This window comes from Vibrio sp. 10N.261.46.E11 (assembly GCF_041472735.1).
Lineage (GTDB): Bacteria > Pseudomonadota > Gammaproteobacteria > Enterobacterales > Vibrionaceae > Vibrio.
Genome location: NZ_JBFRQW010000024.1, coordinates 55,313 through 76,241, shown reverse-complemented (window position 1 = coordinate 76,241; position 20,929 = coordinate 55,313). Strand labels below are relative to the sequence as shown.

The following is a 20,929-nucleotide window of genomic DNA, read 5'->3' as shown; positions in this document are numbered from 1 at the left end:
GGCGCGTATTTATTTTCGGGTGATGAATAATTCTTCGTACTTGCAGACTAACGAACTTTTCCAACGAACTCCAGAGCTAATCCCCTCGATAAAGGCGATTAATTAGCCAACCAAACACATTTGCATACTAGTACATTAGATCAACTCGAACGCCATCTGAAAAATAGAGAATCCGCACATCATCACCTCTATTGAACAACATCGAATTGTCAACGTCTTGAATGATGTTAACCAAATTGTCATCCTTGGTTTTAACCAATAATTCAACGAGTTTATATTCCACACGATATTGCGTATTGCCGCGATTACGAGCGATCCCCGCCCCCGCTACAGCACCAACCGCCGTTGCGACTTCTTTACCTGTGCCGCCACCAAACTGATTACCAACCAAACCACCAATTGCCGCACCCAACAAAGTTTCCCAACCATTCGCTTTCGACTCTACGATCTCCTGTTGGGTAATGTACCTGACCGTATCAACCTCACCGTAAACGACCTCATTCACTGGTCTGGCTTGGTTTCTGTTGTAAGCTGCATTTGCCAACATGGGCAAAACAAGTAAAATCCAAAGCAACTTCTTCATGGTAAAACTCCTAAAGACCTCTTGGTCAGTGATTAATCTGTAATGCGGTACTTATGACTATATACCTAACCGAACTTGATACTACTAGTATAGAGTTTCCTTCTCCCTTCGACGCGCTTGATGAACCCAACGGTCTACTCGCGTTCGGTGGTGATTTGTCACCCATACGAATTCTGAACGCTTATAGCCAAGGTATATTTCCATGGTATGGCCCAGGAGAGCCTATACTTTGGTGGAGCCCTGCACCGCGAGCGGTATTTAATCCTAAGACATTCGAACCATCAAAAAGTCTTAAAAAATTTCAAAGAAAGCATAATTACCGTGTCAGCATCAACCAAGCGACGGACAGAATAATTGGTTATTGCTCTTCACTGAGACCGGAAGAGGAAACTTGGTTAAACAATGACATGCAAGCAGCCTACCGTGAACTCGCTTCATTAGGGTTCTGCCACTCAGTTGAGGTTTGGCAAGATGACGAGCTGATTGGCGGGCTTTATGGGTTACAAAGAGGCCAAGTCTTTTGCGGTGAATCGATGTTCAGCCTGAAGACTAATGCCTCTAAAATTGCGCTTTGGTACTTTTGTGAGCACTTTACACAATTCGGCGGACAACTCATTGATTGCCAAGTCATGAACCCACACTTGCAATCCTTGGGCGCTATCGAGGTTGATAGGGATGAATTCCTGAGTTCTCTTCGATTACTCAAAGAAACGTCCGTTAACGATGCATGTTTTAAAAAACAATGGCTAAAGGAAATGCCTTAATGAATCCAGATTTACAACAAATCAGAATTGGATTAACAGACAATCACGCTTGCAGTTACTTACCCCATCTCGAAGAAAGAGTGGCAGTCACGCTTGATGAACACATGCACACCGCAGATAACTATGAAGTTCTACTTGCGAATGGATTTCGCCGCAGTGGAACAACCATTTATAAACCACATTGCGATAATTGCTCATCGTGCCAAGCGATTCGACTGTCGATTCCCGAGGTCAAGTTTTCCAAGAGCCAACGACGAATACTCAACAAGGCCAAAGCGCTGCGTTGGGAGCTGAAAGATGAAATGGATGACAACTGGTTTGACTTGTATAGTCGCTATATAACCGCTCGCCACCGTTCGGGAACCATGTATCCACCGAAGAAAGAAGAGTTTCTGCATTTCTCTAAAAATGAATGGCTTGCTACAAAGTTCATGCACATCTATGATGAGGGGCAGTTAGTCGGCATTGCCGTTACAGACATCATGTCTCACTGTACGAGCGCGTTTTATACCTTCTTCGACCCTGATATCGACATTTCCATGGGAACTCTTGGCGTTCTATTCCAGATCCAACATGCCCAGAAAGAACAAAAACAATGGTTATATTTGGGTTATCAAATCGATGAATGCCCTGCGATGAACTATAAAGTACGATTTCAACGTCATCAAAGGCTAGTAAATCAGCGGTGGCAAGGGTAGAATACGCGACAACTTTACATATTTTGATTTTAACGGCACAATCAAGCCGTTGAAAACCGCCAAATTTCGAAAGAGGATTAGATGGCTAAAGAAGACGTAATCGAGATGCAAGGCACTGTCCTTGATACTCTACCAAACACGATGTTCCGTGTTGAGCTTGAAAACGGTCACGTAGTGACAGCACACATCTCTGGTAAAATGCGCAAGAACTACATCCGTATTCTTACTGGTGATAAAGTAACTGTTGAGATGACTCCATACGACCTTTCTAAAGGCCGCATCGTCTTCCGTGCTCGTTAATTTTTAATTACCGAATACGATAAGAAGCGGAGCCCTCAAGGCTCCGTTTTTTATCGCCTGAACTTTTTACCACTCCAGCAACGTCAACCTCGCATCTCGCATCTCGTATCTCGCATCTCGCATCTCGCATCTCGCAAGCATAAAAAAACGCACAACCGAAGTCATGCGTTTAATATCGTGATTAACTGTACTCAGTGCTCTTTATAAGCGGTTAGTGTTTAAGGAGTATGCCTAATGCATAACCTCTTCTTTCGCACCAACATAGATGAAGTCCAGTTCGTCTTTTTTCAGAGATACTTTAACCGTACCGCCGTCAACCAAGCTCCCGAACAGCAACTCATTAGCAAGAGGCTTTTTAAGCTTCTCTTGAATCACACGTCCCATCGGACGAGCGCCCATGGTCTTGTCATAGCCTCTTTCAGCTAACCAATGACGAGCATCCTCAGAAACCTCTAAAGATACACCACGAGCGTCCAGTTGGACCTGAAGTTCAACAATGAACTTATCAACAACTTGACTGATCACACTTGGATCAAGGCTGTTGAACCAGATGATATTATCAAGACGGTTACGGAACTCTGGTGTGAAGACCTTCTTGATTTCGCTCATCGCGTCGGGCGCATGATCTTGTTGGATCAAACCGATCGATTTCTTCTCGGTTTCTGCGACACCAGCGTTGGTTGTCATCACTAGGATCACATTGCGGAAATCTGCTTTGCGACCGTTGTTGTCGGTTAGCGTACCGTTGTCCATCACCTGTAATAACAAGTTAAAGATATCTGGGTGTGCCTTCTCGATCTCATCAAGTAGCACAACAGAGTGTGGGTTCTTGATAACAGCATCGGTTAGCAGACCACCTTGATCATAACCAACATAACCAGGAGGCGCACCGATCAAGCGGCTTACCGAGTGACGCTCGCCGTACTCAGACATATCAAAGCGCAGAAGCTCAATACCCATTAGTTTAGAAAGCTGAACCGTCACCTCGGTTTTGCCGACACCAGTAGGACCAGCAAATAGGAATGAACCAACCGGTTTATTGTCTGCTCCTAATCCTGCACGAGTTAGCTTAATCGCTTCACTCAATACATCGATCGCTGGGTCTTGTCCGAATACCAACATTTTCATGCGCTCATCCAGTTTCTGCAGCGTATCTTTATCTGAAGATGATACTGATTTTTCAGGAATACGAGCCATTTTCGCAACCATTGACTCAATGTCAGCTACGCTTACCGTTTTCTTACGACGGCTTGCTGGCGCCAAACGGCTACGAGCGCCCGCTTCATCGATGACATCAATCGCCTTATCAGGAAGGTGACGTTCATTAATGTACTTAGCTGATAATTCCACTGCAGCACGCAACGCTTTGTTGGTGTAACGCACTTCGTGGTGAGCTTCGTATTTTGGCTTCAAACCAATCAAAATCTTGGTTGTATCGTCTAACGATGGTTCAATAATATCAATTTTCTGGAAACGACGAGCTAAAGCACGCTCCTTTTCAAAAATACTACTGTACTCTTGGTATGTCGTTGAACCGATGCAACGTAATTTTCCGCTGCTTAATAGCGGTTTAATTAGGTTTGCCGCATCCACCTGGCCACCCGATGCTGCACCCGCACCAATAATGGTATGGATCTCATCGATGAACAGGATAGCGTCTTCTTCTTTCTCGAGTTGCTTCAGAATCGCTTTAAAGCGCTTCTCAAAGTCACCACGATATTTCGTTCCCGCAAGCAATGAACCAATATCCAAAGAGTAAATTACGCTGCTCTGAATAATTTCAGGGACTTGGCCTTCAACGATGCGCCATGCAAGACCTTCAGCGATAGCAGTTTTACCTACACCCGCTTCACCCACTAGTAGAGGGTTATTCTTACGACGACGACATAGGACTTGGATAGTACGTTCTAGCTCTTTGTCACGACCAATTAGTGGGTCAATGTTACCTTGCTTCGCTACTTCGTTAAGGTTGGTCGCAAAATTTTCTAGACGATCTTCTGAAATAGCTTCTTCGGCATTCTCTGCACCACCAAATGAATCAGGAGATGAACCGCTATCGCCTTCATTACTGCCTTTGGTAATACCGTGTGAAATGAAGTTCACTATGTCTAAGCGGCTAATGTCGTTTTTCTTAAGAAGATACGCCGCATGAGACTCTTGCTCACTAAAAATAGCCACAAGTACATTTGCACCTGTTACTTCACTGCGACCTGAAGATTGAACATGAAAAACAGCGCGCTGAAGTACTCGTTGAAAACTTAGCGTGGGCTGGGTTTCACGAGTCTCGTCGCTTTCAGGGATAAGTGGGGTCGTTTGGTCGATAAAAATATCGAGCTCATTGCGAAGAGCATCGAGATCAGCCTGACAAGCTTGGAGCGCTTCCTTGGCCGCATCATTTTCTAATAATGCTAGTAGGAGGTGTTCGACAGTCATGAATTCATGTCGCTTGTCTCGCGCACGAGAAAATGCGCCATTTAAACTCGTCTCTAATTCTTTATTTAGCATAAGTACCTCCTAAGGGAACAACAGTGTTGTTCGAGCAATTTACACTTGCTCCATTGTACATAGTAGCGGATGCTCATTTTCCTTTGAGTACATCGTTACCTGCGCTACCTTTGTTTCCGCTATTTCAGCACTGTATGTGCCACAAATAGCTTTACCTTCATAATGAACCTTGAGCATCACTTCCGTTGCTTTTTCGATATCTAGTGAGAAAAATCGCTCTAGGATCTCGATAACAAAGTCCATGGGCGTGTAGTCATCGTTATGTAATACAACGTTATACATTGCCGGTGGCTTTACTTTCGTTCTCTCTTTCTCCAGTAAATCTGAGCCTGGAGATGCCCATTCAAAGTTTCTGCTCATATTAGCTTTGCTAAGGGTTATTTTTTGGAAGTCGTGAATGTTTAGTTAACTCAAATTTACCACATTCACGCATTACGGTGTACTAAGAAACTGCACCAAGAAACAGTACCAAAAAATATTCCTCTATACTGAGCCTAATCCACCATTTCCATCGCTGCAAATAAAAGATCTCGATTAACAGGATTAACATATGTGATTGATTAAAAAGACACCACAACTATTGATGGTGACGATAAGATCGTCGTTAAGTTACTATTTAGTTAATAGTATGCCGTCAATCTCGAATGTGATTTGTTATTAAAATTGATCATTTTTATACCAATTTGCTATTGACTGTACTCAATCATTAGCTACATTGGAGCTAAAAGGTTTTTCTGATACAAATTCGTAACATGATTCTAGACCTAGTAATACGCGTTAAAAATTAATAATAAGGAATAATTACGCAGGGTAGCGTTAATTTCCGTAAGCAATGTACGAGATTCAAACTATTAGCTGAAATTCTTTAGTTGATAGGAATAATATCAATCGAACTTACATTGATTTGATATAACAACGTTAGTAACAAAATGCATGAGGGATGTATAGCATGGCTACAGGTACAGTAAAATGGTTTAACAATGCCAAAGGGTTTGGCTTTATTTGTCCAGAAGGTGAAGATGGCGATATTTTCGCGCACTACTCCACAATACAAATGGAAGGTTATCGAACCTTAAAGGCAGGTCAACAGGTCGATTATGAAGTAGAAAGTGGACCTAAAGGCTCCCATGCTAGCTCCGTTGTTCCTGTAGAAGGCAGCGCCGTAAAATAGGCGATTGCCAAACATGTAGACCTCTATCAGTCTTAATAAACGACTGTCAGGTAAGCAGAACATTGAAACCGCTCATTTCATACCTGTAATACAGGCTTAAATGGGCGGTTTTTCGATCTGAGAGCTAAAAGCTATTCACCAGTACAAATCGTCCGAGAGATCCCTTTAGCAGGTCTAGGTCTAGGTCTAGGTCTATGCCTATGAAGCATTATGAATAAAAAAAGACGCTTTAACGTTATCGTTAAAGCGTCTTTCGTTTTGACTTTATCTGTGACTTAACTGCCAGACCAAGCAACTCGTTAGTAAATCATGTTCATGACTTACTAACGATGAGTCCAATCACTATGCGTCAATAAATGCGTTTAGCGTTGAGCTTGGGCGCATTAATGATGAAACCAATGCATCATCAAGTAGGTAATAACCACCTAAGTCGCCAGCTGGACCTTGAGCGTTATTCAGCTCAGCAACAATAGCTTCTTCACTTTCAGCCAATTGAGTTGCAACACCTGCGAACTCAGCAGCAAGGTCAGCATCAACCGTTTGCTCAGCCAGCGCTTTCGCCCAGTATGCTGCAAGGTAGTAGTGGCTACCACGGTTATCAAGCTCACCCACTCGACGTGAAGGAGACTTGTTGTTATCTAGGAATTCACCCGTCGCTTTATCAAGCGCGTCAGCGAGAACTTGTGCCTTAGCATTCCCCGTTACTACGCTTAGGTGCTCTAGAGATGCCGCTAGTGCCAAGAACTCACCAAGAGAATCCCAACGCAGGTGGTTTTCTTTCTCTACTTGTTGAACGTGCTTAGGAGCAGAGCCGCCAGCACCTGTTTCAAACAGGCCGCCACCGTTCATAAGTGGAACAATAGATAGCATTTTAGCTGACGTACCAAGCTCTAGGATTGGGAACAAATCTGTTAGGTAATCACGTAATACGTTACCTGTAACCGAAATAGTATCTAGACCTTCTTTGATACGAACCAGTGAGTACTGAGTAGCTTCTAAAGGAGCAAGGATCTTAATTTCAAGACCATCGGTATCATATTCAGGAAGGTAAGCGTCAACTTTCTTGATAAGTTGTGCGTCATGTGCACGAGACGCGTCTAGCCAGAATACTGCAGGAACACCCGAAGCACGAGCACGAGTTACCGCTAGCTTAACCCAGTCTTGAATTGGTGCATCTTTAACCTGACACATACGGAAGATATCGCCTTCCTCTACGTCTTGCTCTAGAAGCACAACGCCTGAAGCGTCAACAACTTGAACCTGACCAGCAGCTTCAAGGATGAAAGTCTTGTCGTGAGAACCGTACTCTTCCGCTTTTTGAGCCATCAAGCCAACGTTTGGTACACTACCCATTGTTGTTGGATCGAAAGCGCCGTTCTCTTTGCAGAAATCAATAACTGCTTGGTAGATGCTTGCGTAGCAGCGATCAGGAATCATAGCTTTCGTGTCTTTCTGCTTACCTTCTGGATCCCACATTTGACCTGAAGAACGCAGCATTGCAGGCATAGATGCATCAACAATGATGTCGCTTGGAACGTGTAGGTTAGTAATGCCGCGATCCGAATCAACCATCGCTAGTGGTGGTTGAGTCTCGTATACCGCTTGTAGGTCAGCTTCAATCGCTTCTTTCTGCTCTTGAGGAAGCGCAGCAATTTTTGCGTATACATCGCCGATGCCGTTGTTGACATCAACACCGAGTTCTTCGAATAGCTCACCGTGTTTAGCGAATACGTCTTTGTAGTAAACCTTAACTGCATGACCAAAGATCACAGGGTCAGATACTTTCATCATCGTCGCTTTCATGTGAAGAGAAAGCAGTACACCTTGCTCTTTAGCTGATGCAATCTCTTTTTCAAAGAATGCAACCAAAGCAGCTTTGTTCATTACTGACGCATCAATGATCTCTTTATCTTGAAGTGCGAAAGCTGGCTTCAGTGTTTTCTTCGCGCCATCTTTGCCTACGAACTCAATGCTCACTTCTGTAGCACCTTCAATCGTTACTGACTTTTCGCTACCGAAGAAGTCTTTGTCGTCCATACTTGAAACGTGCGACTTAGAATCTGCAGACCAAGCACCCATTGAGTGTGGGTTCTTCTTCGCGTAGTTTTTAACAGAAAGTGGAGCGCGGCGATCCGAGTTACCTTCACGTAACACAGGATTTACAGCACTGCCTTTGATTTTATCGTAAGTCGCTTTAACGGCTTTCTCTTCGTCAGTGTTTGCTTCTTCTGGGTAATTAGGAAGTGCGTAACCTTTTGACTGAAGCTCTTTGATTGTTGCTTGAAGTTGAGGAACAGATGCAGAGATGTTTGGAAGCTTGATGATGTTTGCTTCTGGTGTCTTAGCCAATTCACCAAGTTCTGCTAATGCATCACCAATACGTTGCTCTTCGTTCAGGTAGTCAGGGAAGTTGGCAATAATGCGCCCTGCAAGTGAAATGTCGCGAGTATCAACGTTAATACCAGAAGAAGCCGTAAAAGATTGAATGATAGGCAGCAGAGAGTAAGTTGCTAGCGCCGGAGCTTCGTCAGTAATGGTATAGATGATCGTTGGTTTTTCAGTAGGCATGAAATTTCCCTATAGTTCTTACAAGCTCACTTAAAGCAGTGAGAGTGTTATAAATTGACCAGTAAGCCACTCTAAGAGTGAAAACTGCTTACTCGATAGTCGTACTCTATCTTATTTTTCATGCAATCTTGATGACAGCATGAGCCAAATCCGTGAGTGCATTGTTTTAATAAAAGAGCCAGTTATAATAAAACACGAAGGTATAATTAAACAAATCAGGCTTAAGAGTCCATCAACTTGTTCTATTTTGTGTCTTTTAGGCGCGCAAATGATAGCTCAATTCCGTTTCCGTGAAAACTTTTCAGCACACTTCGTTTACATTTTTGCAAGGTAGTTAACATGTCTACTCGCTCACGCAGCGCATCTCGTTCAGACAAACCGGCTCGTTCTGGTACCACATTAAAACAAAGCGGTAATAGACAGAAGCAACACAGTGGCAAAAATGACACTGGCAGTTCACACAAAAAACCGCACTCCAGCAAACACCGATATAAAGGCAAACCTACCAACGTAAAGCCTAAGGTAGCACCCGAAGATCGCAAAGTAATCCTGTTCAATAAGCCTTTCGATACTCTCAGCCAGTTCACTGATGGCGAAGGTAGAAAAACGCTAGCGGATTTTATTCCCGTAAAAGATGTTTATGCTGCTGGTCGCTTAGACCGCGATAGTGAAGGTTTATTGGTCTTGACCAATGATGGTATCTTTCAAGCTAAGTTGACTCAGCCGAACTCAAAATCGCCCAAGACTTACTGGGTACAGGTCGAAGGCGCACCTTCTGAGAAAGATTTAGATAAATTGAGAAAAGGTGTTGAACTAAAAGATGGCATGACATTGCCTGCAGAAGTAGAAGTGATGCAAGAACCTCAGGTTTGGGAAAGAACTCCTCCTGTGCGCTTCAGAGCGGCGATACCAACAACATGGTTAGCGATTACCATCATCGAAGGACGTAACCGTCAGGTAAGACGAATGACGGCAAACATAGGCTTCCCTACCCTGCGTCTAATCCGCTACTCAATGGGCAATATGAACGTGGGTCAGCTTCAGCCAGGTGAATGGAAAGAGATTTAGCTCTTACTGATACAGAAAAAGTATCGATACAGAAAAAGTACTAATATAGCAAAAGCGAGACTCTTATTAGTCTCGCTTTTTTTTAGATGAAGATTGATTACTCTTGGTCAATCATCCATTTACGGAATTCTTTGCGTTCTTGCTTAGAGGCTTTGATATACCAAGCCTGCAATTGCTCAACATTCTGTGCGTCAGCCAGTTTCACCGCTTTCTGAGCTTTGCCGCTTGTCTGTGCTGTCGTATTATCTACCACAGATGCTAATACTACCGCTTCAGCTGGCTTATCAAGTAACACGCCATCTTTGAAGTATACTGCCTTACTTGCATTGTGCTCAGCCAGTCGAGACTCTAGCCCACCAAACGGTGCAAAACCAGGCTTACGTTCAATAACATCTTGCTGATATTTAACAGTCACATCATCCTGCAAAACTACCCATGATGGATTCACAGCTTCAAAGATCTTCTCAGCTTCCATATAGCTACGTACTTTTGGAGATTTAATTTCAACCTCTTCACCAGTAACATCAAAATTCAATACATAAGGTGCCGAAGAGTAAACACCGCTGTTACCAAATTTTTTATCAAAGCGAACTAAAACCTGGTTAAAACCTTCATTAATCTGATTTTTACTGATTTTATTCGGAGCTGCTTGACCATTAATGTATAGGATAGATACGCCTTTCTGAGGTGTTAGGGTTGCCGCACTTACACTGCCAATAACAGTTGTAAATAAACCTAAAACTAGTAATGCTTTCTTCATCATGTCTCTCTTTCAAATCGAATAAACTACTCTTTATACTAACAAAAAAGCCACCCTAAGGTGGCTTTTTTTTTCTAAAACTCGATTACGAGGTCATTAGAATGATGCTTCAACACCAATTGCTAGACCAGTATCTGTTTTGTAGTATTTTGCACCTTTGTCGTTAAGACGTTTTGAATCGTAGTCAATACCACCAACTTCCGCGTACACTTTAGTGTTTGGTGCGATTGCGTAAGTAGAGTTAACGAACCAACGATCTTCTTCTTTAACTTTATCGTCGTGGTCACCGATTGAGTAACCAGTGTTGAAGCCCCAAAGACCCATAGTGTAACCTGCAGCAAATGCGATTACAGAGTTGTCATCGTTCGCAGTATCAGAGTTTACACCGTAGTATGCTGTAGATAGGTAAACGTTCTCGATACCAGAGAATACTAGCTCAGCACCGTAACCTTGGTGATCGCCTTTTGCAACGTTTGTGTCGAAATCAGCAACGAAAGCAGAAATATCAAAATCAGCAAAACGGTAACCCATACGAGCGTCGAAGTACTCAGTATCTTTACCTTTCTCTTCTTTGTTGTTTGCGCCATTTACTTTGTCTTGTACGTAACCTAGAGTTGCGTAAAGAGCACCATTGTCGTAGTCGTAACGAACAGCTTCGTCAGCACACTCGTTAGTTGCATTATCTAGAAGTGTAGAGATGCCGTAAGCTTCATCTTTACCAATGCCTAGATCATCAACAGCAGTACATAGGCGACCAAACTTAATTGAACCTAGAGTATCGTTGTATGCTGCTACGTATGTATCACCGTTACGAGTTTTTTCAGCATTTGCGTTCTCAGAACCGTTGAATTCCCAGTAAGCGCCAACTTTCCACTCTTCGTTTACCATGTACTTGATATCAAAACCGAAGTCAGCATCTTCGATTTTTTGTTCCATTGAAGAACCTTTTTTGTACTCGTTGCTGTATACAACTTCGATGTCGCCTTTAAGGTCAACAGAAACGCCGTCTTGGTTGTAAATTTCGATTGCTGCATTTGCAGAACCAGCTGCTGTCATAACTGCTAGAGCTAATAGAGTCTTTTTCATAATAAATCCACTGCCTTTTCTAAGAATGGGAGATCCTTGCCCGGTTCCCTTTTATTTTTTATGACTGGTCATTACTACTCTTTGGTAGTTAATCACCGCCACTAAATTTCGTGGTCTAGATTGCAAAAGATTATCCTGCGTGTCAAATAAACTAAAAACAAACCTAAAAAAACAAAAATACATAAAAATCATAGGTTTACATTTTTTTTCATCATTTTACGAGCAACTTACCCTTAAATTTAAAGGGAAATATAATAGCCCAAATAAAGAACAATTCAGTACAATACTCCACCCATCCAGGCTTTAAGTGCAATTCACAGAACTTAACACCTGCATCGTGCTATTTTTTAATATATATATTTCGTAACATAAATAAAATCGTTAAGTTCCTGAAGGTTCAGTTTTTTTTTGTGAACGAGATCTACCTTTGATTCAAAAGCAAGCTATTTTGCGGTAAATGTACCGACTAGTGATATGTGCTACTATCCTCGCTCCGTTACGTAGGTCACAGTATGCTAACTACTAAAATTCAAAATTCTATACGCACCAGTTATCAAAACCTCCAAGATCAGTTGGATAACTTTGTACCTCGACGTGCTCAAAATTACCTTGTTGCAGAAATAGCGAAGACACTTTGTGGTCAATACCACAAAAGTAATCGCATGATTGTTGCTGAAGCAGGTACCGGGATCGGGAAGTCACTGGCTTATTTAATGGCAACAATCCCTGTCGCCGTGCTCAACAATCGTAAAATCGTCATTTCAACAGCGACCGTTGCGCTTCAAGAACAACTCGTCAATAAAGATCTCCCTCTATATAGACGACTTACTGATAGAGAGTTTTCTTTCATCTTAGCGAAAGGAAGACAGCGTTATTGTTGTACAGAGAAGTTGGCCGCTGCGTGTGGGGTTGATGGCGGTCAAATGGCCATGTTCGAGTCCAAACCAAAAAAGAAAGACATCGAGCAACTCCAAACCATGTACCGCAGCCTCACCCAAGGTAAATGGGATGGCGACCGTGATTCGTGGCCAAAACCTATCGACAACATGATTTGGCAGATGATTGTCAGTGATAAGCACAGCTGTAACAACAGTATGCCTACGCACAGAGACTGCCCTTTCCAAAAAGCGCGTTCAGAGCTAGATAAAGCAGACGTGATTATCGCCAATCACAGTTTAGTGATGGCTGATGCGGACCTAGGCGGCGGTGTGATACTGCCAGAGCCAGAAAATAGCATATATATTTTTGATGAAGCTCACCACTTGCCACACGTAGCGAGAGATCACTCCTCTGCTGCCGCAAGCTTAAAAGGTGCTGCCTCTTGGTTAGAGCGTTTGAATCAATCGGTCACTAAGCTTTCGGGGCTAGCAGACGAAAAGCGTGTCCATCGATTTAGAAATGAGTTGCAAGACTCAGTACAACAACTGATCCCGACTCTGACTCAAATGAGCAAACAGTTTGACGCTAACCACTTTGAAGATGGCTTGTATCGCTTCGAGCATGGCGATTTACCTGAATGGTTAGAAAGTGAATCGAAAGATCTCAAGCAATTAACGCAAAAGGCGAGCCAAGCCGTAGCAAAAATTGCAGACTTGATTGCAGAACGAGTTAAAGACGGAGAGCTTTCAGCAAAGCTTGCAGAGCCTGCGCTTGCAGAAATTGGCTTCTATATACAAAGAACAGAAAACCTTGCTCAAGTTTGGCGATTAATGGCTGAACCTAAGAGAGAAAAAGGGGCGCCTTTGGCTCGTTGGCTTGAATTAAGCAAAGAAAGCGAGGGGGACTTTGTTGTTAATGTCTCACCATTAGAAGTCGGTTGGCAACTGGACCAACAGATTTGGAGTCGTTGTGTTGGTGCAGTGTTAGTATCTGCGACCATGAGGGCGCTCAACTCTTTCAGCTTTTTTTGTCATCAATCAGGTATCAGCCAAAAAGCAGAAGATGGCGTACAATTTCTTGCTTTGGCATCGCCGTTTGATTATCAGAACCAAGCGGAGTTAGTCGTGCCAGCAATGAAGTACGAACCACAAGCACCTCAGTTTACCGAATATCTTATTGAAATTTTGCCTAAGGTAATAGAAGACAACAAAGCCAATCTCATTCTATTCTCTTCTTATTGGCAAATGAACCAAGTGGCCGAGGCTTTGGCAACAGATTTCGTTAAAAAGTCGTGGGCGTTACAGGTTCAGGGGGATACCTCACGAACTGAAATCCTAAAAAAACATAAAAAGCTCATAGACCAAGGTAAAACCAGTGTTCTTTTTGGAACGGGTAGCTTTTCTGAAGGTCTTGATCTGCCTGGCGAGCTGCTTGAAAACCTTGTTATTACCAAGATTCCTTTTGGGGTTCCTACCTCACCTGTAGAGCGGGCACATTCAGAATATATTGAATCTCGTGGCGGTAATCCTTTTATGCAGATTACTGTTCCAGAAGCGAGTAAAAAGCTCATTCAATCGGTGGGTAGATTGCTGCGTAAAGAACGAGATTCTGGTAAAGTCACGATCCTTGATAGACGCATAGTCACGAAGCGATACGGAAAGTCCCTACTCGATTCGCTACCGCCTTTTAAAAGAACAATAAAATACTAATTTTCCTACCCTCGTGGTAGTTATGGGCCTGCCATCGCTAGGCCCTTGCATTCACAACCCAGCATGACTAATCCATTGGTTTTTCATGTGGCTGCCCTATCAGCCGATAACGAGAACACTAGCTATTTATGGAAATGATTGAACCAACCATGTTGGTCATACTTGCCTTGGTTGCATTTGCTGCAGGCTTTATTGATGCTGTCGCCGGTGGCGGAGGAATGTTAACTGTACCAGCTTTGCTATCGCTTGGTTTACCACCACACATTGCACTCGGTACTAATAAGCTGGCCGCAACATTCGCCTCATCAACAGCCGCTTTTACTTACTATCGCAAGAAGCTGTTCAAACCTGAATGTTGGGTCAATGCTTTCATATCTACTTTAATAGGTGCAACAATCGGCACCCTGACTGTTGATGCCATAAGCACAGAGTGGTTAGAGAAGGTATTACCGCTAGTCATTCTTGCGGCAGCGGTCTATACCATTTTTCATAAGACTCCAGATGTGAGCCATAATGTGTCTCCTAAACCGTGCCCGGTACTCAAGAGAAAGCAAAAGTACCAAGGATTCATTCTCGGCTTTTATGATGGTGTTGCAGGCCCAGGAACCGGCGCTTTTTGGACTGTGAGCTCGATGGCGCTTTATCGTCTTAATATCTTACTTGCTTCTGGTCTATCTAAAGCCATGAACTTTACCAGTAACTTTACGTCTTTGGTGACCTTCGCAATTCTTGGTCATATTGATTGGGTTCTTGGTTTAACTATGGGGCTTTGTTTGATGGCTGGTGCATTTGTTGGAGCACATTCTGCTATTCGTTTCGGTGCTACATTTATACGACCTGTTTTTGTTACTGTTGTAAGCGTACTTGCGATTAAGCTGGCTTACGAAGCTTGGTTTGTAACCTTATAGCCCAGTCGCCCAAGGTAAGTAAAATGAATCATTTCTCTAAATTAAAAAGCGTCATTGATACCTTAATTGGCCATTGCTCGCAGGTTGATAAATCTCGAGGGGCTTATCATCAAGCCTTGTTCGATAGAACCTTGTTTAAGTGCAGCTCTTCTATTTTACTGCCCTACGCACTCGAAACTCAGGCAACGTACAACACTATTGTTCGAGAACAAGCGACAAACCAACTTACTGCTTCTCGGGCAAACTACCTGACAGAAAAACTCACTAATCAGATAGCTGCAATCCAAAGAGAACTAGCCAACCATGATTTAAGGTTAGATCGAAAAAGTAAGTCAGGAAAAAACCTTAACGACCTATACAACGAACTCGCTCAGCACCAAGATTGGCAAAAGCGACTGGTCGATTTAGTACGAGTACGCAAGTTAGCGTTTGATTCTGCGCCTCGCCACAGTAAGAAAAAAGCGGACGAGGCTTGGCAATTAGCAAAAGAACGATTAGAACGCTGCGAAGACTCAATGAAAAATATTGAGAGACTGATTAACTTAGAGAACCCCAAGCGAAATGAACACTGATAACCCATCATCACCACTGGATAACGCCCCGGAAGAAGTTAAGTTAGCTGTCGACCTGATCTATCTGCTCGAAAGCAACGAAATCGACCCAAAGGTTGCGTTAGAAGCAATTAAGATTGTCCAACAAGATTTACAAGCCAAACTAGCATCTAGCATCTAGCATCTAGCATCTAGCATCTAGCATCTAGCATAAAAACATACAGGATTCACATGTACCAACTTAGCTTTTCTATGCCCGAGTTTCTTGAAAACTACTGGCATAAAAAACCAACCATCTTGAAAGGTGGCTTCCAAAACTTCATCGACCCAATTTCGCCGGAAGAACTTGCTGGTTTATCGATGGAAGAAGAAGTGGATTCTCGCTTTGTCTCTAACCTCAACAATCAATGGACAGCAGAACATGGTCCATTCTCAGAAGAGAAATTTGGCGAACTCACTGAAACACATTGGCAATTGATCGTTCAAGCAGCGAACCACTGGCATCAAGGAGCCAATCAGCTGACCGAAGCGTTTCAAGCGTTACCAAACTGGTTATTCGACGATCTAATGATCTGCTATTCAGCGCCAGAAGGTGGCGTAGGCCCCCATATTGATCAATACGATGTATTCATCATTCAAGGCCAAGGTAAACGCCAGTGGAAAGTCGGCGCAAAAGATATTGGCCAATACAAAGAGACCGTTCAAGCTTCTGCACTTCGTCAAATCGAAGGTTTTGACCCGATCATTGATGAAACTTTAGAGCCGGGCGATATCCTTTATATCCCACCAGGTTTCCCGCATGAAGGGAACACTTTAGAGCCGTCAATGAGCTACTCTATTGGCTACCGCTCCCCTAAAGAACAAGAGCTGATCAGCAACTTTGCCGACTTTGTACTTGCTCATGATATGGGTGATATTCACCTGCATGATCCAGAGTTCAAAACGCAAGAAGGCTACGGCAAAATTCGTTCATCGGATTTAAGCAATCTCACTGACATGTTGAAATCTGCACTAGAGCAACCTGAAACCATCAGTGAATTCATGGGGTGTCTGCTAAGCCAATCACGCCACCAGCTAGATATAGTCGCTCCTGAGCCATTATGGACAGAAGAAGAGATCGCCCAACACTTAGAGTCAGAAGGCGAGATCTGTCGAGTATCGGGGTTAAAGGCGCTATACCATGAGAATGAAAGCAACACAGCTTACATCAATGGGGAAGTCGTTAAAGTTGAACAGGCTGATTCGTCGCTACTAAACGTACTGTGTGATGATTCGGTAATTAACTCAACAACTAACCTTTCTCCTTCAGGTGTAACAGTCGTGACGGAATTGGTGAATAAAGGTTACTGGTTTATCGAAGACTAACTTCGTTAATCGGTTTCGCGGATATCGCCAAGCCCTAGAGCGTTAGAGCCCAAGAAAAATAAAAGGGACAAATGAAATCTTCATTTGTCCCTTTTTCTATTCAATTGTTAACTAAGCTTAAAAGCTATACAGTGAACAACTAGACTAAACCTTGAACTGATTAACCAATTTCTGCTGCTGTTGGGACAGTTGGTCAATTTCGCTACCCACTTGTTCAGAAGCTGCGGCTTGATCCAAGATCTTCGCACTCAAATCACGGATATTAACGACACTTTGGTTCACTTCACCGGAAACCGATTGTTGCTCTTCTGCCGCTCTCACGATCTGGTTGTTCATATCACTGATCGCTTCTATAGAAGTAAAGATCGAACCCAGATCTTCGACCGCTTTTTGAACATGTAATGCCGTGTCGTTAGCGAGAATATTACCTTCTTGTATCGCTTCAACGACATCTTGAGTACCCGCGTGGACTTTGTCGATCACCGCTCTGATTTCACCAACCGATGACTGTGTACGACTTGCGAGGTTTCTTACCTCATCAGCAACGACGGCAAAACCTCGACCTTGCTCACCTGCACGAGCCGCTTCAATCGCGGCATTCAATGCCAGTAAGTTGGTTTGCTCAGAGATCCCTTCAATCACACTTAAGATCTCAGTGATGTTACCGTTATTTTTAGCCAACTCTTCAACAATAGGCACGGCGCTCGACATACGATCCACCAGCTTTCTCATTTCACCGGCAGAAAGTTCGATAACCTGTTGGCCTTGCTGAGCAGAACGATTCGCTTCACAAGCGGCATCAACGGCTATTTCAGCATTTTGTACCACTAAGCCCGAAGTCTGAGTCATCTCTTCTGCCGCGGTCGCCACAAGATCCACTTCTTTAAACTGAGACTCACTACTTTCACGAGTGCTTGATGCAGAGGCCTTCGCCTGGCTTGTCGTGCTCGCCACTTGCTCAGTGGTCTGAATCACCTCTTTAATAGTGTGTTGAAGCTTGTCTAAGAACAGGTTAAACCCTTGTGACAACTGACCAATTTCGTCTTGAGATTTCACTTCCAAGCGTTGCGTTAAATCACCTTCACCAGAAGCAATATCGTTCAGTCTCTCAACTACCTGTCGAATAGGCTTAACGATGGACAGCGAAGCAAATGCGATAATAGCTAAGCCAAAGAAAATAAACACAGTACCTGCGATCACTTCTGTTTTAATGCCTTCACTTAACTTAGTACTAATTATGGCATCCAACTGGTTTGCATCAGCGACCACACTCTCTCTTGGGATCTCAAACAGCACCCCCCAAGTTTGGTTGGCGGCAACAACAGGGGCAAATGCGAGTAACCACTCACCATTCTCACTCCATTGAGTCGTGACCTCACCACCAAAGATAAAGTCCGTCATTAGATCGTTACTTGTATTGTTGCTTTGAAAACTCGAACCAACCGCAATACTTGAATCATCCGAAGCGATAACCGAACCGTCTAAGCTAACGACGTAAACCGCACCTGCACCATCAAATAAACTTTGATCCGATTGAGTGACAACATTGGTTAAACCATCGAGCCTTAAGTCGATGCCCAAAAAACCAATAGCCACATCATCAACGATGATAGGCACCGAAATCGAAGACGTAAGCAGTTCTTGACCACCGCTACTCACAACTCTTGGCGTACTAATACACGTTTGTCCAGATGACAAAGGACAGAAAAAGCGTTCGCTATTGCTGTTATCACTCAATGTTGATTCTGATAACACGTTTGGAAGAACATTCTCGCCATTATCTGCGACCTTCCAATAAGGAGCAAAACGCCCTCTTTCATTTGAGCCGACATAATCCGCATCGACATAATTCGCATCTTCAGCATCAAGTAAATCGGGTTTGAAGACTAGGTAAGCCCCTTGAATAGAATCAAAGTTCAAAACGGAACGACGCACCATTTCATCCAACGCAGTACGAAGTTCTTCACTTGGGGTAAAGTTTTCATCGGCATTGTTCTTTAGAAACTGAGCACTAGAAGCCAACATTTCTGCTCGATAAATAGCTTCATCGACATAACGTTGAGTTTCCTGAGCATTAAGCTGAGAAACGGATGCCAACAACTGTTGAGTTTTGTTAATCACTGATTCTGAGCTTTGAGATTTTATGACCTGTTGATTGCTCGTCGCGTTGTAGATCGAGAAACCAATGAGAGACAGTGACGTAATGATTAAACAACAACCTGCTAAGAGGGTTATTTTCCACTGTACTGATAGAGAGCGCATTTAATATCCTTATTTAAGCCAAAAGACTTCCATAACCGTAACCATCACATTAGTAACAAACTGCTATGCACAATGTGAATGAGTTAGACGAATAGCTTAGCGGATAATTACAGCACAAATTACGTGCATATAAAACGAAAGTTTATAGAAATGTTAATAAATCGTGTACTTTGTCTGTTATTGCTTTGATTTCAAGAGCTTTCAGCTTGTCAGACTTAGGCTTCTTTGTGCCTACGCTTCCGGTCATGAATAACGCAAATTGATTCAGAGTAATGCAACATTTTAAGGAAGCCAATGACTCCTTATTATTTTATAACCCCAATAAAATCGGATTAGTTTTTATAATCCAAGCTATAGATTTTTTATCTTGATCAACTTCACACTTTTTGGTTGCTAAGTAGACGCTCAATCTCTAATATCTCGCGCCTAGATTCCCAGGTTACTTTACTTATTTGGCTCTCCTTAATGGAACGCCAAGGCTTTTTACGTCCTAATTTTTGGAGAGATACGCAAATGTCCGCCACGTTTCCATTAGCGAAACTTACCTTTTTAATCGCTATTCTGACTGCCGTGGGTCAAATGACTCAAACGATGTACGTGCCTTCTATCGGTCATATGGCGGGTGAGTTATTGGTTTCAGCATCTTCGCTTCAAGCTGTGATGGCGTGCTACCTGATCCCTTATGGTCTGTCGCAATTTGCATACGGTCCACTTTCTGATCGCCTAGGTCGCAAACCAATCATCGTTGTCGGTTTGATCATCTACATCATCGGTACTTTGGTGGCATTGTTTGCTCACGAATATGAATGGTTCTTAGCAGGTAGCTTTATACAAGGTTTGGGCATCGGTTGTGGTGGTGCGATGTCTCGTACATTGACTCGCGACTGTTTTGAAGGCGCAGAACTGCACCGCGCAAACAGCTTAATTAGCATGTGTGTGATTTTCTCACCATTGATGGCTCCTGTATTAGGTGGGTACTTAACAGAAGCTTTCAGTTGGCGTTCTAGCTACTTGTTCCTGGCGCTGTTTGGTATCGCAGTGGTGATCACCATGATGACGAGCATGATGGAAACTCTGCCAAAAGAACGACGCAAACATGAATCGGTTGCCAACAGCTACAAATTCGTTCTATCTGACAAACGTTTCCAAGGTTTCTTATTGGTATTGGTCGCAACATTTGCAGGTGTAGCGGTATTTGAAGCTGCGGCAGGTGTATTACTTGGCGGAGTACTTGGCTTGCCAGCAACCACAGTAAGCTTGTTGTTTGTATTACCTATTCCAGGTTACTTAGTCGGTGCTGGCCTATCTAGTTACATCGCACAACGTCGCTCTGAGCGTCGCGCACTGAATGTTGGACTAGTTGCTATCTTGGTAGGGTCTACCGTGGTGTTGATACCAGGTCTATTTGGTCAAACAACAGCATTAACTTTGATTGGTGGTGCTACGATTTACTTTTTGGGCGCTGGTATCTTATTCCCGGCGGCAACAACAGGGGCGCTTTCGCCATTCCCGTACCACGCAGGTACTGGAGGTGCGATTTTGGGTGGTATGCAAAACCTAGGTGCTGGCATCGCAACACTACTGGCCTCGTTCTTCCCAGCTCAAGACCAACTTCCGCTCGGTTGCTTGATGATTGCAATGTCATTCATCGCCATGCTTGGTTTACGTTGGGTTAATCGTAAACCTGACCATTCAAACGAAATGCCATTGGCTATCTAAAGTAAACTCTACATCAGCTCAAACAACGAAGAG

18 protein-coding genes are annotated in these 20,929 nt (G+C 43.3%); 11 read left to right on the top strand and 7 right to left on the bottom strand.

All coding sequences use genetic code 11. The features are described 5' to 3' along the window. Positions 1 to 127: 127 nt before the first annotated feature. Positions 128 to 583, bottom strand: a complete 456-nt coding sequence (locus AB4407_RS08560; protein ID WP_372120244.1) for a glycine zipper 2TM domain-containing protein — start codon at positions 581 to 583, stop codon at positions 128 to 130. 53 nt (positions 584 to 636) lie between these two features. Here AB4407_RS08560 and aat point away from each other — a divergent pair, with 53 nt between their 5' ends. The 3 genes from aat (at position 637) to infA (ending at position 2,345) form a co-directional block, all read left to right on the top strand. Further along, positions 637 to 1,347 carry a leucyl/phenylalanyl-tRNA--protein transferase gene (gene aat, locus AB4407_RS08555; RefSeq protein WP_372120243.1) on the top strand — a complete coding sequence of 237 codons (711 nt, stop codon included), beginning with the start codon at positions 637 to 639 and terminating at the stop codon, positions 1,345 to 1,347. After that, the gene (locus AB4407_RS08550; RefSeq protein ID WP_029223169.1) at positions 1,347 to 2,045 is read left to right on the top strand and encodes an arginyltransferase; all 699 of its coding nucleotides are present in this window, start codon (positions 1,347 to 1,349) and stop codon (positions 2,043 to 2,045) included. The genes aat and AB4407_RS08550 overlap by 1 nt, the downstream gene beginning before the upstream one ends. An 81-nt stretch (positions 2,046 to 2,126) precedes the next feature. Next, entirely contained in the window at positions 2,127 to 2,345 is a 219-nt protein-coding gene (infA, locus tag AB4407_RS08545; RefSeq protein WP_001040192.1) for a translation initiation factor IF-1, read from the top strand. 231 nt (positions 2,346 to 2,576) lie between these two features. Here the strand turns inward: infA and clpA are convergent, their stop codons facing one another. Further along, positions 2,577 to 4,850 carry an ATP-dependent Clp protease ATP-binding subunit ClpA gene (gene clpA, locus AB4407_RS08540; RefSeq protein ID WP_372120242.1) on the bottom strand — a complete coding sequence of 758 codons (2,274 nt, stop codon included), beginning with the start codon at positions 4,848 to 4,850 and terminating at the stop codon, positions 2,577 to 2,579. A gap of 39 nt (positions 4,851 to 4,889) precedes the next feature. After that, positions 4,890 to 5,210 carry an ATP-dependent Clp protease adapter ClpS gene (clpS, locus tag AB4407_RS08535; RefSeq protein ID WP_009846337.1) on the bottom strand — a complete coding sequence of 107 codons (321 nt, stop codon included), beginning with the start codon at positions 5,208 to 5,210 and terminating at the stop codon, positions 4,890 to 4,892. A 589-nt stretch (positions 5,211 to 5,799) separates the two neighbouring features. On the opposite strand from clpS, the gene cspD reads away from it, so the two are divergent. Next, positions 5,800 to 6,021: a cold shock domain-containing protein CspD gene (cspD, locus tag AB4407_RS08530; protein WP_009846336.1), complete on the top strand. Its 222-nt coding sequence runs from the start codon at positions 5,800 to 5,802 to the stop codon at positions 6,019 to 6,021. A gap of 342 nt (positions 6,022 to 6,363) precedes the next feature. On the opposite strand, the gene AB4407_RS08525 is transcribed toward cspD, so the two are convergent. Beyond that, positions 6,364 to 8,589, bottom strand: coding sequence for an NADP-dependent isocitrate dehydrogenase (locus AB4407_RS08525; RefSeq protein WP_372120241.1), 2,226 nt, complete (start codon positions 8,587 to 8,589; stop codon positions 6,364 to 6,366). Between the two features lie 339 nt (positions 8,590 to 8,928). Here AB4407_RS08525 and AB4407_RS08520 point away from each other — a divergent pair, with 339 nt between their 5' ends. Beyond that, the gene (locus tag AB4407_RS08520) at positions 8,929 to 9,657 is read left to right on the top strand and encodes a pseudouridine synthase (protein ID WP_372120240.1); all 729 of its coding nucleotides are present in this window, start codon (positions 8,929 to 8,931) and stop codon (positions 9,655 to 9,657) included. A 97-nt stretch (positions 9,658 to 9,754) separates the two neighbouring features. Here the strand turns inward: AB4407_RS08520 and AB4407_RS08515 are convergent, their stop codons facing one another. Both AB4407_RS08515 and AB4407_RS08510 read right to left on the bottom strand, forming a co-directional pair. Beyond that, positions 9,755 to 10,420 (bottom strand): DUF2057 family protein, encoded by a 666-nt coding sequence (locus AB4407_RS08515; RefSeq protein WP_372120238.1) that lies wholly within the window; start codon positions 10,418 to 10,420, stop codon positions 9,755 to 9,757. Between the two features lie 93 nt (positions 10,421 to 10,513). Next, complete coding sequence (locus tag AB4407_RS08510) at positions 10,514 to 11,503, bottom strand: porin (RefSeq protein ID WP_372120236.1); 990 nt, start codon at positions 11,501 to 11,503, stop codon at positions 10,514 to 10,516. A gap of 512 nt (positions 11,504 to 12,015) precedes the next feature. Here AB4407_RS08510 and dinG point away from each other — a divergent pair. The 5 genes from dinG (at position 12,016) to AB4407_RS08485 (ending at position 16,915) form a co-directional block, all read left to right on the top strand. Beyond that, positions 12,016 to 14,091, top strand: coding sequence for an ATP-dependent DNA helicase DinG (gene dinG / locus AB4407_RS08505; RefSeq protein ID WP_372120234.1), 2,076 nt, complete (start codon positions 12,016 to 12,018; stop codon positions 14,089 to 14,091). A 128-nt stretch (positions 14,092 to 14,219) separates the two neighbouring features. After that, a complete protein-coding gene (locus tag AB4407_RS08500) occupies positions 14,220 to 14,999 on the top strand; it encodes a TSUP family transporter (protein ID WP_009846330.1) in 780 nt (259 codons plus the stop codon). 23 nt (positions 15,000 to 15,022) lie between these two features. Beyond that, on the top strand, positions 15,023 to 15,571 hold the full coding sequence (locus AB4407_RS08495) for a primosomal replication protein (RefSeq protein ID WP_009846329.1): 549 nt from the start codon (positions 15,023 to 15,025) through the stop codon (positions 15,569 to 15,571). Further along, positions 15,561 to 15,731 (top strand): pleiotropic regulatory protein RsmS, encoded by a 171-nt coding sequence (rsmS, locus tag AB4407_RS08490; RefSeq protein WP_009846328.1) that lies wholly within the window; start codon positions 15,561 to 15,563, stop codon positions 15,729 to 15,731. The genes AB4407_RS08495 and rsmS overlap by 11 nt, the downstream gene beginning before the upstream one ends. Before the next feature lie 50 nt (positions 15,732 to 15,781). Then, positions 15,782 to 16,915 (top strand): JmjC domain-containing protein, encoded by a 1,134-nt coding sequence (locus AB4407_RS08485; RefSeq protein WP_372120232.1) that lies wholly within the window; start codon positions 15,782 to 15,784, stop codon positions 16,913 to 16,915. A 144-nt stretch (positions 16,916 to 17,059) separates the two neighbouring features. Here AB4407_RS08485 and AB4407_RS08480 read toward each other — a convergent pair whose 3' ends face one another. Continuing rightward, positions 17,060 to 19,177, bottom strand: coding sequence for a methyl-accepting chemotaxis protein (locus tag AB4407_RS08480; protein ID WP_372120230.1), 2,118 nt, complete (start codon positions 19,175 to 19,177; stop codon positions 17,060 to 17,062). 513 nt (positions 19,178 to 19,690) lie between these two features. On the opposite strand from AB4407_RS08480, the gene emrD reads away from it, so the two are divergent. Continuing rightward, entirely contained in the window at positions 19,691 to 20,896 is a 1,206-nt protein-coding gene (gene emrD / locus AB4407_RS08475) for a multidrug efflux MFS transporter EmrD (protein WP_372120228.1), read from the top strand. Positions 20,897 to 20,929: the final 33 nt, after the last annotated feature.

Coding starts and splice junctions, on each gene's coding strand:
- aat (WP_372120243.1), top strand. CDS start 637: ATGACTATATACCTAACCGAACTTGATACTACTAGTATAGAGTTTCCT.
- AB4407_RS08480 (WP_372120230.1), bottom strand. CDS start 19,177: ATGCGCTCTCTATCAGTACAGTGGAAAATAACCCTCTTAGCAGGTTGT.
- AB4407_RS08485 (WP_372120232.1), top strand. CDS start 15,782: ATGTACCAACTTAGCTTTTCTATGCCCGAGTTTCTTGAAAACTACTGG.
- rsmS (WP_009846328.1), top strand. CDS start 15,561: ATGAACACTGATAACCCATCATCACCACTGGATAACGCCCCGGAAGAA.
- AB4407_RS08525 (WP_372120241.1), bottom strand. CDS start 8,589: ATGCCTACTGAAAAACCAACGATCATCTATACCATTACTGACGAAGCT.
- AB4407_RS08510 (WP_372120236.1), bottom strand. CDS start 11,503: ATGAAAAAGACTCTATTAGCTCTAGCAGTTATGACAGCAGCTGGTTCT.
- emrD (WP_372120228.1), top strand. CDS start 19,691: ATGTCCGCCACGTTTCCATTAGCGAAACTTACCTTTTTAATCGCTATT.
- AB4407_RS08520 (WP_372120240.1), top strand. CDS start 8,929: ATGTCTACTCGCTCACGCAGCGCATCTCGTTCAGACAAACCGGCTCGT.
- dinG (WP_372120234.1), top strand. CDS start 12,016: ATGCTAACTACTAAAATTCAAAATTCTATACGCACCAGTTATCAAAAC.
- clpS (WP_009846337.1), bottom strand. CDS start 5,210: ATGAGCAGAAACTTTGAATGGGCATCTCCAGGCTCAGATTTACTGGAG.
- AB4407_RS08550 (WP_029223169.1), top strand. CDS start 1,347: ATGAATCCAGATTTACAACAAATCAGAATTGGATTAACAGACAATCAC.
- AB4407_RS08495 (WP_009846329.1), top strand. CDS start 15,023: ATGAATCATTTCTCTAAATTAAAAAGCGTCATTGATACCTTAATTGGC.
- clpA (WP_372120242.1), bottom strand. CDS start 4,850: ATGCTAAATAAAGAATTAGAGACGAGTTTAAATGGCGCATTTTCTCGT.
- AB4407_RS08560 (WP_372120244.1), bottom strand. CDS start 583: ATGAAGAAGTTGCTTTGGATTTTACTTGTTTTGCCCATGTTGGCAAAT.
- cspD (WP_009846336.1), top strand. CDS start 5,800: ATGGCTACAGGTACAGTAAAATGGTTTAACAATGCCAAAGGGTTTGGC.
- AB4407_RS08500 (WP_009846330.1), top strand. CDS start 14,220: ATGGAAATGATTGAACCAACCATGTTGGTCATACTTGCCTTGGTTGCA.
- infA (WP_001040192.1), top strand. CDS start 2,127: ATGGCTAAAGAAGACGTAATCGAGATGCAAGGCACTGTCCTTGATACT.
- AB4407_RS08515 (WP_372120238.1), bottom strand. CDS start 10,420: ATGATGAAGAAAGCATTACTAGTTTTAGGTTTATTTACAACTGTTATT.